Here is a 16,014-nt window from a genome sequence, read left to right as displayed (position 1 = left end):
GCGATGCCCCAGAGCGCGAGGCCGAGCCCGAACTCGAAATTCACGAACCCCCAGCTGAACGGCAGGCAATAGAGGAAAGCGAGCGCAGCGAAGCCGGCGAGACGGACGCGCCCCTTCCGGACCCATTCGAGCAGAAGCGCGCCGGTGACGATCAGCAACTGGCTCAGCAGGAGAAACAACCGCGTGGCGCTCTCGACGCTCATCAGCCGCGCCAGCTGCGGCACCAGAAGGTCCATGCCGAGGTTGGGATAGAACGCCCAGGTCACCTCGTAATGCGGATTGGCATTGGGGGTGCCGTTCTGGCTGAGAATATACATGCGGGCGAGGTGATTGGGATAATCGACCATCGCCGGGATAGGGGTCAGCAGCACCGGAAGAAGCGAGACAGCCGCCAGCACCGCGAACAAGAACATCGCCGCGGCTCGGTCCGGATCGGGGGGCGCCGGATCTGTCAGGGTCGGCTTGCTGAAAGAAACCATATGGGAGCGAGTTCGCCTGTAGCCATCCTTCGAGACGCCCGCCGGTGGCGGGCCTCAGGATGAGGATCGAGTGTGTTGCGCTGGTTTCAACGAATACTGATGCTGCTTAGCCTCACCCTGAGGAGACCGCGAAGCGGTCGTCTCGAAGGACGAAGCGCGCGCTCAGGTGAGTGCACCTCCGTCGTCGCGACACGTCCAAGTGGGCGCCCTCGAGCAGGTCCTCACTTCGAAGGCGCCGCGGTCGCGGTGTCGCGGACATGGACCACCGCGATGTCGTCGGCATAGATCCGCTTCCAGCCCTTGAGCTGGTCGAGGATCTGCGGGCCCGGCGCATCAGCGACCAGGAGCGTCGCGTCGATCTTGTGCTCGTCGAGCAGGCGCGGCAGCAGCTCGGGCTTCTTGCCCTCGGTCGCCTTGAAGAAATCCATCACGAACTTCTCGCCATAGAGCTCGGCGCGGCCGTCGATGAAGACGGGGATATCGCGCGAGATCAGATAGCCGCCGAATTGATAGGCGTTGAAGATGCGCTGCGCCTTGCGCTGCTCGAGCAGGTCCACCGCTGCAACCGGCGTCTGCGTCATCGTGAAGGTGAAGCGGTGGTGGCCCAAATAGAGCGAGGTCGAGGTCCAGCTGGCCGCGACGATTGCCAGCGCGCCGAGCGCTGTCATGTAGCGGCCCGGCCAGCTGTCGGCACCGGCCGCGTCGGGCTTGGGCCGTGGGAACATTTCGGCGAGCGGCTTTGCCAGCACCAGCGGCAGCAAAAAGGCAAAGGCGTCGATGCTCCTGACATGGGTCAGCGCGCTCCAGGTCAGGAACAGGATCAGGAAGATCCGGGGCGCCGACAGCACCAGACCGCGATAATAGCCGAATGCGATCAGCGCCAGCAGGGCGCCTTCGAACGGAGTGAACGTTGCGAAGTTTGCCGGCATCCATTCGAAGATCAGCGTCAGCACCTCGCCGAGGCTGAGGATGTTGGACGCACCCTGCAGCGTTCGCCAGCCATAGGGCGTGCAGCAGCTCGCGACCAGCGCGCCGATTCCGAACAACACCCAGCGCATGAACAGCGCGAGCCGGCGTCCCTTCTCGGCATGCTCGACCGCCTCGAGCGAGATCGGACCGATCAGCGCGAGCCCGAGCACGAAGCCGCCATGCAGGTTCGCCCACAGCGCCATTAGCGGCAGCCAGGTCCAGGACGGCGCACTCCTGCGGTCCGCCGCCGCCATCAGCAGGCCGACCCACGCCACCATCACCGGCAGCGCCAGAATATGCGGGCGCGCCAGCACGTGGTGGATCGACAGCAGCAGCGCCAGCATCGCGAACAACACTGCGCGCGGTGCCTCGATATGCGCCTCGAGCAGCTGGACGAGGAGCGCGAGCGCGAGCGCGATCGCGGCCGCGGTGAGGATGACGGGACCCGCCCAGCCCCATTGCGCATGGGAGAAGGCGAATGCGACCTGCGACAGCCACGAGGTCGAGATCCACGGCGCGCCCGCCCGCGTGAAGGAATAGAAGTCGGCGGTTGGCATGGAGCCGTGGTCGAGGATCCATCGCCCGATCTTGATCTGCCAGAACGAGTCGGAATCGGAAAGCAGCGTGTCGCCGAGAAAAAAGAAGAACAGATAGGCGCCGGCCCCGACGCACAGCGGCACCAGGGCGCGCGCACGGCCCTGCACCGCGATGCTGTTGGCAAAGGAAAGGGACATGCCGCCTCGTCGTCCTGTCGTTCTTGTCGGCCCGAGCGGGCGGCATTGGACCACGCCCGGTCATAACTTCGGGTAAATCGGCCGCTTCAGCCGGCTTCATATCCCGACAATTTAACGGATCGTTTTGGAATTCGATTTACCATGGACGAATACACGCAATCCGCTCGGTGTTTACGCAGTCGAATTAACTGCGGCGAAATTCTTTGCCTCTAGGTTCAGTTCCACGGTCGGGCGGCGCTGGGAAGCCGAAAAGACCAGATCAGTTGTAGCCTCGTGTACTCATTTGGAGCACTCTATGAAGAACCTCGTTGCGCGTTTCCTCAAGGATGAATCCGGCGCCACCGCCATCGAATACGGCCTGATCGCCGCCGGCATCGCGCTGGCGATCATCACTGTCGTCAACAACCTCGGCAGCACGCTGAACACCAAGTTCAGCTCGATCTCGCCCAGCCTCAAGTAAGGCCGGACGACCACTGGCATAACGAAGGGCCCCGTCCCTGGCGGGGCTCTTTTTCGTGCGCGGCGCCTGCAGCCGGACAATCGGCCGAGGTGCATGGTTCGGGACGTGCGCTTTGGCAGGCGAGCTGTGATGAGCCTCAGACATCCCGCTGCAAAAGCGACCCGAGGGGCCGCTGCAGCCGAAGGATGACTTGGGGTAAGCTTTGCGTCGGCGAAGGCCCGCGACAGCTAGCGGCCTTGTTTGGGCTCACCGTGATGCGGAAGGCAGCTGCGTCGGCGCGTCGTCGCGGACGTGCACCACGGCAACATCATCCGCATAGAGCCGCTTCCATCCCGGCAGGTGGTCCATGATTCTTGCGGCGGGAACGGTGGTATTCAGCAGCGTCGCGTCGATCCGGTAAGTCTCGAGCAGGCGCAGCAGGGTGTCCACGTTCTTGCCCTCGACGGCATCGAAATAGTCGAGCACGAACTGCTCGCCATAAAGCTCCGCGCGGCCATCGATGAAGGTCTTGATGTTGCGGGTGATCAGATAGCCGCCGATCGGAGCGGTGCTGAAGATCCGTTGCGCGTGCCGCTTTTCGAGCACGTCGACCGCGGCCGCTGGCGATTGATTGCCGATGAACGCATACCGGCTCGGCGTGGCATAGGACCGCGTGATGCTCCAGCCGGCCGCGACGATGGCCAGCGCCGCGATTGCGGTCAGGGCAAAGGAGGGGCGCGCCTCGCTTCCCTTCAGCGCGAGCGCTCTCGTCACTCCGAAATGTTCGGCGAACGGCTTTGCCAGCACGAGCGGCGTCAACAGCGCGAAAGCCTCGATGTTTCTGACGTGGTTGAGTGCCGCCCAGACCAGCCCGAGCAGCAGAAATATACGGGTCCATGACAGCACCACCCCGCTGTAATAGCCGATAGCGATCAAGCCGAGCAGGCTGGCGCCAAACAGGTCGAGCGAGCTGAAGTCGGCCGGCATCCACTCCCAGATCAGCGAGAGCAGCTTGCCGAGGCTGAGGATCTTGGTCGACGCCAGGAGCGTGTTCCAACCATAGGGCGTGCAGCAGCTTGCGGCGAGCGCGGCAAGGCCGAACGCGGCCCAGCGCGCCGCCAGTGCAATCCGGTCCTTGCGATCGCAGGACGCGATCGCATCGAGGCCGATGGCTCCGATCAGGGCGAGGCCCATGACGAAGCCGCCGTGAAGATTGGCCCACAGCGCCATCAGGGGCAGCAATAGCCAGGACGGCGCGCTACGCCGATCTGCGGCCGCCAGCAGCCCGCCGACGAAGGCAACCATGACGGGCAGCGCCAGCATGTGCGGGCGCGCGAGAAAATGACCCATCGACATGAAGAGGAGGGGGGTGACGAGCACGAAAGCGCGTGCCGGCTCCAGATAGGGCTCGAGCAGGTAAACGAAGATCGCCGCCGTCGCGCCGATCGCGAGCGATGTCAGGATGACCACGCCCGACCAGTTCGATGGCTCGTAGACCAGTGCGAACAGGACTTGCGACAGCCAGGAGCTCGAGATCCATGCCTCGCCGGCGCGCGTGAACGAATAGATGTCGGTGTAGGGCATCGCGCGGTGTTCGAGGATCCACTGCCCGATCTTGATCTGCCACAGCGTATCCGAATCCCGCAGCATGATGTCGCCGACGCCCAGGAAGAACAGGTACACGCCGACGCCGATGCCGACCGGCAAAAGCCATCGCGCGACGCCGCGGACCGGAACGCTGCTGATAACGGAAACCGACATTGGAGTCCCGGGGGTGATCCACCACGCACAAAAGCGCATCGGAACCTGAGCATGATCGCATTTAAGTTGGGGTAAACCGCACCGGTCCTTCAGGTCAGGCGGTGCAAGGATTCATTTACCATCTGCTCTGCAGCTCGGAGCTGCGTCGCGCTCGCATCCGCAGCTTACCGCTGTAGGTCTCTAAGTTCGATCATTGTTCGAGGCGGGACTTCCGCACTGCATGCCAGCGTCTGATCGGCTCCGGGCTCCCTTGCAGAGCGCGGATTGCTATCCGGCCGCGTGGGATGGGGTGGTGTTCCATCGCGCAAGCAAAGTGCCCCAGCGAAGCTGGCGAAGGCATGCGAGGCAAGCGACGACACAAGCGCCCGCGATGATATCGATGAAATAGTGGCCGCCGACGGTTGGTGTTGCAGCCAGCATCAGCAAGTTCAGGACCAGGAATGCCGGGAAAAGCACCTTCATGCCTCGGCTGGCGTAGATCAGGATGATGGCCAGCGCAGCGTGGAACGAAGGAAATGTGATCAGACCATTCACCTGCGTCAATGAAATGCGCGTCATCTCGCCGTTACGGAGTGCGTTGAAATCGGCCAGATGATACGCGTCGGCGCGCCCGACGACGTCAAAGTAGACCCACGCGCTCGCTGCCGGGAATATCCATGAAATTGGAATGATCACGAGGAGCGATGTCACGAACAGCCAGACGAATTCGCGTATCCTTTCGAAGCGCCCGCACGCACTCAGCCACAGCAGCAAGACAGCGACCTGCGGCATGCAGCTGTGATATGCGATTGTGAGGACCTCTTTGATCGTTGGTCTGGCCTCGACCCATTCGAAGAATGCCAGCCAGTTCAGTCCGAGCAGGGTGTCGAGGCGGGACAACTGGGCATCGACCAGCGGAAACTTTGCAGTGACGGTCAGATAACTGAGCGTCGCTCCAGCGGCCGTAAAGGCAATGACCTGAGCGCAGGCCGTCGCCAGCTCGGCGATACGCCGATCCGGCCTCAACCTCGTGTAGACGATGGAGAGCAGAACGGCCGCGCAGAACGTAACTGCCTGCGTTGGATCGATAGCCACCGCCATTCCGGCGACGCGAAGCCATACGAGGTCGATGGCCGCGACAATGGCGATCGCGATCCACAAGCGTCGAACTTCGCTCGATTGATTTGTCACCCCGGCCCCTGACCTGACGGGGACGATGGAGTCGGCACATCCACGCATCGCTGCTCACGCATGTCGAGCATCAAGACCGCGAGGAAAAAGCCTCGATCCCGCGCCGCTCTGTCGATCCACCGAGAAGTCCGGGATCCGTGAACCCCTCTTGAAAGACCCTTAGCCGGCTTCCTCTAATATTTTCTTGACGTACCCTGTACAATTGGGGCGCGTGGACGATGGGTTTGGCCTGATCTGGACGGAAATCGAGTTTGATGGCGCGTGTTGGGTTCCCCGGATCGCAGTTCCCCGAGGGTTCTGACAACGGCCCGCTCCTTCAGTGGGCTGGCGCCTTGGCCAATCCTCTCTTCGTCGTGCCCGCGACCTCCATCTTCGGATCCACCTTGAAAGTGAGCGCCACAATGCCGCCGACAAGCGCGCAGCCGCCCAGGACCAGCAGCCCGGCCGTGAAGTTGCCGGTCGCGTCTTTGAGGTAGCCCATCATGTATGGCCCGGCGAACCCGGACAGGTTGCCTATCGAATTGATCGCGGCGATCCCCGCCGCAGCCGAAGTGCCCGTCAGGAAGGCGCTCGGTATCGGCCACAGCAGAGGAGGCGTCGCGGAAACGCCGATCTGGCTCAGGCAGAGCAAGCCGAGCACCAGCGCTGGGGCGGATACCAGGCCCGCCCCCGCCAAGCCGACCGCGGCGAGAAGCATGGCGAAGCAAACATGCTCCCGACGCCTCAACGTTCGGTCGGAGTTGCGGCTGAGCAGGACCATTCCGACCGCGCCAAACAAGAACGGTACAGCGGCTAGCAGGCCGGTCTGGAAGTTGCTGACGCCGAAGTCCTTGATGATCGTCGGCAGAAAGAACGCCACGCCATAGCTCGCTGCGTTGAGACAGAAGTAGACGAACGCGCAGGTGAGGACGCGAGGGTCGGTGAGCGCCTTGACAATGCCCACGTGCTCTACTGCCACCTTGTGCTGCCGCTCGGCCTCCAACCGTGTTTCCAGCCAGCCTCTTTCATCTGTGGAAAGCCACGTCGCGAGGGCCGGCTTGTCAGTCAGGTAAAAGATGACACCGAAGGCCATCAGGATCGACGGCAACGCTTCGAGAATGAAGAGCCACTGCCAGCCATCGAGGCCGGCGCCAGAGATGTTCAGCAGAGCCCCGGAAACCGGTCCGCCCACGATTGATGAAAAGGGGATGGCCAGCATGAACAGCGAGACCACCCGGGCACGGTAAACCGAGGGGAACCACAGAGTCAGGTAGAAAATGATTCCGGGAAAGAAACCTGCCTCGGCCACGCCGAGCAGGAAACGCAGGATGTAGAACACCCACTCTGTCGAGAGCCCGGTCGCCCCGGAGATCGCCGGGATAAAGGCGAACAGGCCAGAGATAATGCCCCAGCTGAGCATAATGCGGGCAATCCAGAGCCTTGCGCCGAACCTGTCCAGCGCGAGGTTGGACGGTACTTCAAACAAGAAGTAGGAGACGAAGAACAGGCCCGCGCCCAGACCGTATGCCGCCTCCGACAGGTCGAGCGCAGCGTTCATCTGTAACTTGGCAAAACCGACGTTCACCCGGTCGAGGTAGGCGACGAAGTAACAGACGAAGAGGAACGGCAGCAACCGCCACATCACCTTGCGGATGGTTCTTGCTTCGATCTCGTCCATGACACCTATACCTCCCTGGCCTTAGGTGGTCCTCAGGCGGCCGGCCGGTCGCTCCTGGGGCACCAAATCCGCTCCCCCTTCAGATGAATGTGATCGGACAGGATCAGTTTGCGCTGATGGTTGGGAACGGAACAATGCAAACCCCGCGCTGGGATTTGGTTCCCCGTTTTTTTTGGGGAATGGCGATGCGGGCGTCGTGGCAAACGCGGTCGTCAATAACATGCGCTAAGGTCGTTCCGTGCTGCTAGTTGGCGCGCGCCTCGGCGCGACGCGATATCAGCCCAGGGATTCGAACAGGTGATCAGCTTGAAGTTGTTCTCCGGCGGCGTTTCAGAAAGCCACATGGATGCCGCGAGACGTCGCGTCCAGCAGTAATACCACTCAGCAAAAACGCCGCCCGCTTAAATGAAGCGCAGGCGGCGGCTTACCAGCCCCGGGAGGGTGAGAGTAAAATCCCGATAGACGTTCGTCTCTACGTGGCGTGCTGAAGTTCATCACGCCGGACGAAAGCGAGACATAAATTCACGAGGGCGCCTGCAGACCCGGGGAGGACAGCCAATTGTTGATTTCCCCGGCCACATCGATCTGCCGGGCTTTTCGCAGAAGCTCCGTGCGGCGGACGCCAATGGGCATCCCTTCGGCCTGTAGGCGCAGATTGATCGCCTCTTGCGCGAGGCGGTATTCGAATGTCGAGGATTTTCCTGGGGGCATGTGGCGCTCCGCTGCAAGTTTGAGCGAGAGCGCGACTTGCGTTCACTCCACCGATAGATGCTGAGGGCCGCTCGATGGTCGTGAAACAGTGCGCCTTTATCCGCCGGATAGCGAGCACTTTGTTGGAAACTCAGCAGCCGCGGCAAATGCTCTTGAGCTTCGCGGCGGTTCGGGCGTCTTCCGCGAGCAATGGATCCCTGATGCTTGACGATGACTCGATGCCGGCTTCGGCTGGCTTCCCGGCTCTCGGAGGAAATGCCGCATCGTAACAGGAAAGGCGCGCGCTGCTGCTTTCGACCGCGCGGCAATTCGGTTCCTTGGCAAAAGCTGCCGGCGCGTTGAGGCCCAGTACCGATGCGAGCAAAAGGGCAGCGGTCCATGCGCCTGTTCGAACCATTCTCATGCCGAGCACTCCATAGCTATTTGGCTTTACTTGCCCAGGTGGGGCTCTCACCGGTCCACGCCGGAAGTGCATCCCATTCGGACCATCGCATTCGGCGCTCCTCACCTCCAACCCTCACGAAGACAAAGGGCGCATCGTCCCGGCCAGTCTTCGAACCAACGAAGATTGCCGGAACCCCGTAGGCATCCCTGATGATCGCCGTGTTTGCCATGTTGGGCTCCCGCCTGACCTGATCCGGTTCAAGGCCCCGGTTTGCAGTTCCGACGCATGTGATTGAACGGACTTACCACTGTAGAATGGCGGTCACCGCGACCAGCAGGACGAGGAAGACCGGCACCAACAAAGGCGGCACGAGCCACTCACGAATGTCGAATTTTTCGGAATCTGCCATCTGACCGCCTTCTCTGGGATTAGGCGGGAGCGCAAAGCTCTCAGTCACCGATAACAGCCACGTAGCGCGCGGTGATGGAAGCTGTGGTAGCAGTCTTCCGACCAATTAGCGAGATCAATCTCGGCCGCCTGGGACCCAATCGCCGAGGCGATCGCTTCACACAAGCTCGTCAGTCCACACCTTGAAGCTGACGAGCGTGTTGGGTCCGAAAGTCTGGACGATCGGAACATCCGCCGCATCGCGGCCTTGCGCGATCAGGACGCGCCCGATTCGCGGCGTGTTGTTGCGTGCATCGAAGGTGTACCAGCGATCGCCAAGATAGGCCTCGAACCAGCCTGCAAAGTCCCCGGGGGCATGGGGCGGCGGGATGCCGATGTCGCCGAGATAGCCGGTGCAATAGCGCGCCGGAATGTTCATGCAGCGGCAGAATGCAATGGCAAGATGCGCATAGTCGCGGCAGACGCCCTTGCCTTCGTTGAATGCTTCCCAAGCCGTCATGGTGGGCCGCGCGTGCTCATAGCCGAAGGCGATGTGATTGTGCACGAAATCGCAGATCGCCTGGACCCGTGGCCAACCCGGCGCCACTTTCTCGAACAGCTTCCATGCGATGTCGGACAACCGATCGGTTTCGCAGTAGCGGCTGCCAAGCAGATAAACGATGGTATCAGGCGGCAGATCCTCGACCGCGCACTGCGCCGCGGAAGGCACGATCACATCCGGCAAGCCGCTATCGCGCACGGTACCATTGGCGGAAAGGCGCATGCGGCCGGCGGGCGCAACGAACCGACTGCACCAGTTTCCAAAGCCGTCTCGATATGGCGAGATCGGCACGGACGGCTCGGTGACGAGGTGATCCGGCACAATGATGTCGGACGCGCGGGTGAAATGCATGCCGACGACAGCAATCAATGGTGTGACTTGCTGGAAGTCGTAGGTCATGTCGAAACCGACCTGTATTTTGATGCTCAAGGACTGCCTCGATTCATTGGCTCGAATGGCTGCGGACCGGACCTGAGGCCTATTTCAGACGAGCGGCTTCCTTGATGACGGCGCGGATTGAACTGCCGGACTTGCGAACGACGTTTCTAAATTGCTCATCCGATAGCTTGAGCCGCCTGCGCAGGACCCTGACCTGCACTTGATCGGTCATATTCAGCGAATTGCGGAGATCGACCGGCTTTTCCCTGTACATATGCCTCTTTCGCGATAAGGGATAGACTGGCCGCGACCAGGGCGGGCGTGACGCCGCACCGGCCGCGACGGGGACTGTCCCGCGGCTTGCGAAGATTCTGTCTCCATCAGACCAACCTTCGCCAGGAAGCCACGTTCCTCCGTTTCCAGGTATATCTGGAGAACGCAGATTGGCTCAGCCCGCTCCACGTCGTGAGCGTTCAAAGGGCGGCGAAGCGTCCGGCTCCCCGATCATCAATGGAACGGTGTCAGATCAGCCCCGAAAGCCAGCCTCATGAAGCCACACGTTGGATCTCATCATCCGGAATGACCGGCGCGGGGGTACCACGTTTCCTTGCCACCTCAATGCGCGAGACTGTCTTTGGTCATATTGAGTTTCACTATCACCCCCGAGGCGCTCCAGTCGCACGAAATCGAGCCTCCAAGCTGCAGGGTCATGGCGCGGTTGAGCAGCTTGCTTCCGTATCCGGTTTCACCTGTCGGAGATACGACAGGCGGCCCGCCACGTTCAGTCCAGAATATCACCACCTCGGTCTCGTCGGGGGCGCAGGATATATCCAATGTGCCCGTGAGCGACGACAAGGCCCCGTACTTCAGCGAATTGGTGGCCAGTTCATGGATCACGAGTGCGAGCGTCGTTGCCGCTTGCTCCCCTACGCCCGTGCGAGGGACTGAAACCCGCACCCGGCCGCTAAATGCTCCCATGTCGTCATAAGGCGCGAGCAGGACCGTCAACAGGTCTCCAAGAAGCGCAGCTTTTCCTGCGTGGCCCGGTAGTGGGCGAACCAGATCATGTGCTCGACCCAACGCGGTGAGCCGATGCGTCAGTTCCTTCGCCATTTCGGACGTCGTCTTCGCGGACCGTGACGTGATGGCCGTGAGACCGGAAGCGATGGCCAGCAGATTTTTCACGCGATGGCTCATTTCCCCCGCCAGCAGTTCGTGCCCTTCTTCCGCTTGCTTTCGTCCGGTCACGTCGAGAAAGATGCCATACATGACACGATTGACGATATCTGCATCGTTGCCTTGGCCGCGAGCCGACACCCATCTGACCTCCTCGCCGACCATGATGCGGAAGTCGATTTCATAGGCTCCAATGATGGCGCGCGTCGCTGCAAAGGCGGCTTTCACGCGGTCGCGATCTGCAGGGTGAATATGCGAAGAAAGGTCGTCGAACGTCACTGAACCGCTGGGCGGCACGCCCCAAAGGTGGAAAGCTCTTTCGTCCATCGTGAGCCGATTGGTGTCCACGTTCCACGACCAAAGTGCGACACCGGCTGCAGTAACAGCTAGGCGGAGATGATCGGCATCCCAGACCGGCACCGGGGACTCGACAGGAACCGCCTTGGCCGGCCTGTCGCTCTGCGCTTCCATGTTTTTCCTCGGAGTATGAACTTAATCGGCCGCGATCCATTAGCCCGGGGCGCAACATTGTCCGTGCGGAGGACAGCAAAGCGAAATTTGAGGGATGCTGCGAGTCGCAGCCGTCGGCCAACTCCGCCGACTTCAAAAGGTTCTAGCAAACCGGCCGCGTTCTCTAGAGATCATGGCTGCCGTGGCGACGTTAATTCAAGTGGAGCGTAACGGCCAATGGATTCTGCGAGCAAACGAGCGGTCGTCCTCGTCGTTGAAGATGAATTTCTGATCCGGATGAACGCGATCGAAACGATCGAAGAGGGATATGAAGTCGTCGAAGCGGCGAATGCGGATGAAGCCATTGCCGTTCTTGAACGCCGCTTCGACATCACGGTCTTGTTCACCGATATCCAGATGCCGGGCAGCATGGACGGGCTCATGCTTGCTGCCGCGGTTCGTCACCGCTGGCCCCCGATCCTGATCGTGGCCACCTCGGGCCAGGTCAAACTCCATCCTGAAGATCTGCCGAAAGGCGGACGGTTTTTGCCCAAGCCCTATAGCCCTACGGAAATCATGACGACACTTCGCGAGCTGCTTGCGGCTTAGCCGCCTTCGCCAGCTGCGCAACCTCGTCGATCCCCGCCATCACTTCGTTTGTTGCCGTTTGATGGATCATATGGCCATTGCCAGCAAGACGGTGAAAGGCGCTTCGCGGAACGTCGGAATGCAGCCTGGCAGATTGTTCGATATCGATGAGCCGGTCGTCCTGGCCCGCAATGATGACCACGGGCATTCCAAGCTCCCCGTACCGATCATCGAAATGGAAGGCGTCCGGGATCATCAGGGCCGACTCGGCGGCAGAAGCACGGATTTGCGACGGACGAAGCGCCATCTCTTTCGGGAACTGCTCGAACTTTGTGGGGGGCGACTTCGGTCCGAACATCTTCGCGATCATGAGCGGCCAGATCAGCCTGCTGACAAGAGGTGATATCGTGTGTCCAACAACTTCGCCCACCAGCGGGATTGCGGGAACGGACATCGCGACGACGTCTGCACGCGGGGTTGGATAGTAATAGCCCGAGGCGAGAACCAGGCCGCGTACCAGCTTGGGAAACTTGAGAGCCAGGGCGACGGCGACCGATGCACCCCAGGAATGTCCCAGAACGATCGCCTGAGAAACGCCGAGTCGATCGAGCGCTCGCCGGATCAGCTCCGCCTGGGCGTCGGGTGTCCAGACCATATTGCGCGGGCGGCTGCTATGACCGAATCCGGGGCGGTCGATGACGATGACCCTGTAGCTCTTGGCGGCCAGGTCGACCAACCCGCTGGATTCGAAATCCTGAATCATGCTCCCGTTCCCATGCAGAAGCACGAGCGGCTCGCCTGAGCCGCGCTCCACATAGTGAAGCCGGGCACCATCAACCTCGATAAACTGCCCGGCTGGCGGGTTGTCGTTCTCGGCTTTCTTCGCGAGGTGGCGGTTCAGGAGGGCCGCCGCCGCAAGCGCCCCTGCTGCCACCGCCGCAGCGACCGATAGGGAAAGGCCTGTCGTATGATTGGTGCGCAGATTGGAGAGGGGACGCCGACGTCCCCGGATCATTTTGGGCATTCGTGCACCTTTGGTGCCTGCCCGAAATGTCGGCCACCCGACAAATGTTGCAGTGCGATGTGAACCGCGCGTAGCCGTTATCGTTCCAAACCAAACGGCGGGCCGTAGGGCTCGATGCCGTTGACGGTTGGAGGCATACCGTCCAAACCCGTCGCATTGCCCAGATCGTCTGCGTCCGGGCCATAGAATTTTATCTGATCTTGACGTCAGACCACGTCATTGCATTCCCCCATCAGTTGATCTTATTTCCTGTACCCTGAGCGCCAGTATTCCGAGCGCTTGGCCATCCAATCCTTGTGTTGTGCGCTGCTGATCGGAAACCCGACGAGCCGGTATTTTCCATCATTTGGATCGGAGTACATGACGACGACGTAGTCGTGTGCGAGTTGATCCGGCGTGAGCGGATAGATCATCTCGCGGTCCCACTGGCCAAGATAGACGTCATAAGTCTTGCCGACGGCGGCGCTACCGCTTCGCACTTCAAGAACCCGCAATCGGACAAAACTCTTGTCGCGAGAGCGTTGAATGGGCACAACGCCGGACTTATCCCGTCTTCCTAGCCAGACTGGAATGTCGAGCGCGCGCACCCTCGCAATCGCAACTTCCTTTGCGCCATTCGTCACCTGGGAAGGATCGAAGCCAGCTGGTAGTTCATCTAGAAAGTATGCAAGCGGAGGTTTGTTGTCTGCCACCATCTGGACCAAGCCCTCCTGATGCGGAATGATGCTCCATACTGCATCTCGGTTACAGGATGAACCCAAGCAAGCGGTTGCTACCGCGCGACACGTCGTAAGTGTGCAGGATCGCGCTTCAGTTACGGACCATTGAAATATTAGGAGGAGTGCGGGGACGACGCCCATGTGCCGCTTCATGTCGTACACTCCGTTCGCATACTCGACACTCCACCGCCGTTCGACCGCAGCGAAAGGCAGTCCGAACTTTCGGCATTACAAGATGGTGGAAATGACCAGACGGCCTTTGCCGACGCGCGACGAGCGAACTCTGCGCAAACAAGTGTATTGCGAACGCCAGTCACGACCACGGCCCCCAAACATCGATGCCTCCGCAACAACGCGAGCCAGCGCACGTCAACGCTCGGTTGTGAACAATTCAGAATAACTTGTGGATGTAAAGCATAGTAGCGCAACCAAACCAGTTTCGAAGCGGCGGCCTGCTCACGAGCAAAAGATAGCGAGGACTAGACTCAAAATTTGGAGTCTGAATTTCAAGCGCCTAAATTGATTCGATCGCCGCTTCGATTGCGGTCTATTCGTGCGTGGATGACCGCAGTGAGACAGCAATGACGTCGATGCCAGTTTGCTTGCGTCAATTTGCCACCATTTTGGAGGCTGGTTCCCGTCACGAGACACAGCCTCTCGACACTCTCGACAGCGATGGCAGCGCGCGCTCAAAGATGCCCAAGCAGGCGTTCAACCACTTGGTCAGGGCGTGAGTTTCGTGCAATGCTATCGATCGCTCTTTAGCCCGACACGTATGTCCGCTTCGGGACGGTGCGTTGTCTCGCACGGCACGGTCCGGAAAAAAACGGGACAGATCGGATGAGAACGTCTGTGTCTGCTTCGGCGCTTTGCGCGGTCATGACTTGCGCGACGGCACCCAGCAGCTCCGAACTGCAACATTTTGCTTGGCCGGTTGCCTGCAACCTGGGAACGACGTGCTTCATCCAAAACTACGTTGACCATGATCCCACGGAAAAGACCTTGGACTTTCGATGCGGTCACCGAACCTATGACGGCCACGATGGCACCGACATCCGGCTACCCGATCTGGACTTTCAGAGGAAAGGGGTCGAGGTCGTTGCTGCCGCTTCGGGGCGCGTTGCTCACACGCGCGACGGCATGGATGACGTATCGGTCAAAGTCCTCGGCAAAGCCGCAATAGCCGGCAGGGAATGCGGCAACGGCACAGTCGTCGAACATGGAAATGGCTGGAGCACGCAATATTGTCACATGGCCAAAGGCAGTCTCAGAGTAAAGCCCGGTGACAGCGTAAGGTCCGGGCAGGCACTTGGGCTGGTGGGTCTGTCCGGAAACACCGAGTTTCCACACCTGCATTTTACGGTGAGGCATGACAGAACTGTGGTGGATCCCTTTGCCGAGGCGGCCGCGAAAGGCGAATGCAACGTCGGTCGTTCGCTGTGGCAGTCCACGCTAGACCCCGTTTCGAACTATCGGCCGACCGAGATCATCAATGCCGGCTTTGCTGACCGAGCGGTCACCATGGACGAGATCGAGACCGGAGAGATCAAGCAATCTCCGCCTAGCTCTCATTCTGCCGCTTTAGTTGCGTATGTTCGCGCAATCGGGCTTCAGGCGGAAGACGAGCAAGCTATTGAGCTGAGATCGCCTCAGGGACTAGTTATCGCTGAGTACCGAGCACCAAAGCTGCCGCGAGACCAGGCCCAGTATTTTATCGCGGCCGGAAGGAAGCGGGTAGGCTCCGTCTGGCCGCTTGGCACGTACACGGCAACTTTCATTCTTCGCCGAAATGCTGGCGAGATCGAGCGGAGATCCTTCCAGATGGAAATCGCGCAGTAGCAGTTCTTCTCCCCGGTCCCAGCCATCTCTCCAATCCGCCTGTCGACAGTTCCCGCCAATGGTGGGCTCGATGTTCTCACGGGCGGCATTTCCGCTCTTCAGCAAGCTCGGTCGCGAGATGGGGCGAGCAAGCCCTCGTCGGCCTTCGCGATCGGAGTGGCGCTCCAGCCCGCTCACCCATGGCGCTTCACGCATTTGCATCTTGTCATCTCGCCTGAATAGTTGTTCAGTCCTTGCGGGGCGATTTGATTTTCGACGTGACGAAGCGCTGGGCCGCAGGGCGTGCGGCGGGCGTGTGGGACAGGAAGCGCGCCATGGTTTATCGGCGGACGCATCAAGTGGTGAAGCGCCTTGCGGCCCGGCGCAGTGCGATCTTGGCGGCGGCGCGGGAGGCGGCATCGGAAGGCGGGATGGCGGCGGTGCAGATCGCGCCGGTCGCGGTCCGGGCCAATGTCGCGGCCGGCACGGTCTATCGCTATTTCCCCTCCAAGGCTGACCTGATTTCCGAGCTCATCGCCGAGGTCTCCCGCGACGAGCTCGCGGCGATCCGAAGGGCGGCCGATGCCGCGCCGGGGCCGTCATCGGC

14 protein-coding genes and 1 pseudogene are annotated in these 16,014 nt (G+C 60.9%); 4 read left to right on the top strand and 11 right to left on the bottom strand.

The annotated features are described in order from the left end of the window. Together JHD07_RS14175 and JHD07_RS14170 are read right to left on the bottom strand one after the other, a co-directional pair. Window positions 1–413: pseudogene (locus JHD07_RS14175) on the bottom strand (hypothetical protein); the annotation flags it as partial. A 287-nt stretch (window positions 414–700) separates the two neighbouring features. Next, window positions 701–2,182: a hypothetical protein gene (locus JHD07_RS14170; RefSeq protein ID WP_291623121.1), complete on the bottom strand. Its 1,482-nt coding sequence runs from the start codon at window positions 2,180–2,182 to the stop codon at window positions 701–703. 295 nt (window positions 2,183–2,477) lie between these two features. Here JHD07_RS14170 and JHD07_RS14165 point away from each other — a divergent pair, with 295 nt between their 5' ends. Beyond that, window positions 2,478–2,642 (top strand): Flp family type IVb pilin, encoded by a 165-nt coding sequence (locus JHD07_RS14165; RefSeq protein WP_291623119.1) that lies wholly within the window; start codon window positions 2,478–2,480, stop codon window positions 2,640–2,642. 246 nt (window positions 2,643–2,888) lie between these two features. Here the strand turns inward: JHD07_RS14165 and JHD07_RS14160 are convergent, their stop codons facing one another. The 7 genes from JHD07_RS14160 to JHD07_RS14130 form a co-directional block, all read right to left on the bottom strand. Further along, a complete protein-coding gene (locus JHD07_RS14160) occupies window positions 2,889–4,382 on the bottom strand; it encodes a hypothetical protein (protein ID WP_291623118.1) in 1,494 nt (497 codons plus the stop codon). A 267-nt stretch (window positions 4,383–4,649) separates the two neighbouring features. Continuing rightward, window positions 4,650–5,522: a phosphatase PAP2 family protein gene (locus JHD07_RS14155; RefSeq protein ID WP_291623115.1), complete on the bottom strand. Its 873-nt coding sequence runs from the start codon at window positions 5,520–5,522 to the stop codon at window positions 4,650–4,652. A 346-nt stretch (window positions 5,523–5,868) separates the two neighbouring features. After that, on the bottom strand, window positions 5,869–7,209 hold the full coding sequence (locus tag JHD07_RS14150; protein WP_291623113.1) for an MFS transporter: 1,341 nt from the start codon (window positions 7,207–7,209) through the stop codon (window positions 5,869–5,871). A 522-nt stretch (window positions 7,210–7,731) separates the two neighbouring features. Beyond that, window positions 7,732–7,920, bottom strand: a complete 189-nt coding sequence (locus JHD07_RS14145) for a hypothetical protein (RefSeq protein ID WP_291623111.1) — start codon at window positions 7,918–7,920, stop codon at window positions 7,732–7,734. Between the two features lie 950 nt (window positions 7,921–8,870). Beyond that, a complete protein-coding gene (locus tag JHD07_RS14140; protein WP_291623128.1) occupies window positions 8,871–9,677 on the bottom strand; it encodes a transglutaminase family protein in 807 nt (268 codons plus the stop codon). 55 nt (window positions 9,678–9,732) lie between these two features. Continuing rightward, a complete protein-coding gene (locus JHD07_RS14135) occupies window positions 9,733–9,906 on the bottom strand; it encodes a DUF3606 domain-containing protein (RefSeq protein ID WP_291623109.1) in 174 nt (57 codons plus the stop codon). Between the two features lie 341 nt (window positions 9,907–10,247). Beyond that, entirely contained in the window at window positions 10,248–11,279 is a 1,032-nt protein-coding gene (locus tag JHD07_RS14130; RefSeq protein WP_291623107.1) for an HWE histidine kinase domain-containing protein, read from the bottom strand. Window positions 11,280–11,495: 216 nt separating this feature from the next. Here JHD07_RS14130 and JHD07_RS14125 point away from each other — a divergent pair, with 216 nt between their 5' ends. After that, window positions 11,496–11,867: a response regulator gene (locus tag JHD07_RS14125; RefSeq protein ID WP_291623105.1), complete on the top strand. Its 372-nt coding sequence runs from the start codon at window positions 11,496–11,498 to the stop codon at window positions 11,865–11,867. Here the strand turns inward: JHD07_RS14125 and JHD07_RS14120 are convergent. After that, window positions 11,833–12,861 (bottom strand): alpha/beta hydrolase, encoded by a 1,029-nt coding sequence (locus JHD07_RS14120; RefSeq protein WP_291623125.1) that lies wholly within the window; start codon window positions 12,859–12,861, stop codon window positions 11,833–11,835. The genes JHD07_RS14125 and JHD07_RS14120 overlap by 35 nt on opposite strands. Before the next feature lie 251 nt (window positions 12,862–13,112). Beyond that, entirely contained in the window at window positions 13,113–13,565 is a 453-nt protein-coding gene (locus tag JHD07_RS14115; protein WP_291623103.1) for a hypothetical protein, read from the bottom strand. 876 nt (window positions 13,566–14,441) lie between these two features. On the opposite strand from JHD07_RS14115, the gene JHD07_RS14110 reads away from it, so the two are divergent. Together JHD07_RS14110 and JHD07_RS14105 are read left to right on the top strand one after the other, a co-directional pair. Continuing rightward, the gene (locus JHD07_RS14110; protein ID WP_291623101.1) at window positions 14,442–15,428 is read left to right on the top strand and encodes a M23 family metallopeptidase; all 987 of its coding nucleotides are present in this window, start codon (window positions 14,442–14,444) and stop codon (window positions 15,426–15,428) included. Between the two features lie 314 nt (window positions 15,429–15,742). Next, window positions 15,743–16,014, top strand: a 272-nt coding sequence (locus JHD07_RS14105; RefSeq protein WP_291623123.1) for a helix-turn-helix domain-containing protein, incomplete at its 3' end; no start/stop codon positions are given.

The sequence above is a fragment of the Bradyrhizobium sp. genome, from assembly GCF_016462955.1.
Lineage (GTDB): Bacteria > Pseudomonadota > Alphaproteobacteria > Rhizobiales > Xanthobacteraceae > Bradyrhizobium.
Note: the sequence above shows the minus strand (reverse complement) of the source record. Positions and strands in the feature narration are given on the sequence as shown.

Coding starts and splice junctions, on each gene's coding strand:
- JHD07_RS14120 (WP_291623125.1), bottom strand. CDS start 12,861: ATGATCCGGGGACGTCGGCGTCCCCTCTCCAATCTGCGCACCAATCAT.
- JHD07_RS14165 (WP_291623119.1), top strand. CDS start 2,478: ATGAAGAACCTCGTTGCGCGTTTCCTCAAGGATGAATCCGGCGCCACC.
- JHD07_RS14115 (WP_291623103.1), bottom strand. CDS start 13,565: ATGGTGGCAGACAACAAACCTCCGCTTGCATACTTTCTAGATGAACTA.
- JHD07_RS14145 (WP_291623111.1), bottom strand. CDS start 7,920: ATGCCCCCAGGAAAATCCTCGACATTCGAATACCGCCTCGCGCAAGAG.
- JHD07_RS14160 (WP_291623118.1), bottom strand. CDS start 4,382: ATGTCGGTTTCCGTTATCAGCAGCGTTCCGGTCCGCGGCGTCGCGCGA.
- JHD07_RS14150 (WP_291623113.1), bottom strand. CDS start 7,209: ATGGACGAGATCGAAGCAAGAACCATCCGCAAGGTGATGTGGCGGTTG.
- JHD07_RS14135 (WP_291623109.1), bottom strand. CDS start 9,906: ATGTACAGGGAAAAGCCGGTCGATCTCCGCAATTCGCTGAATATGACC.
- JHD07_RS14130 (WP_291623107.1), bottom strand. CDS start 11,279: ATGGAAGCGCAGAGCGACAGGCCGGCCAAGGCGGTTCCTGTCGAGTCC.
- JHD07_RS14170 (WP_291623121.1), bottom strand. CDS start 2,182: ATGTCCCTTTCCTTTGCCAACAGCATCGCGGTGCAGGGCCGTGCGCGC.
- JHD07_RS14125 (WP_291623105.1), top strand. CDS start 11,496: ATGGATTCTGCGAGCAAACGAGCGGTCGTCCTCGTCGTTGAAGATGAA.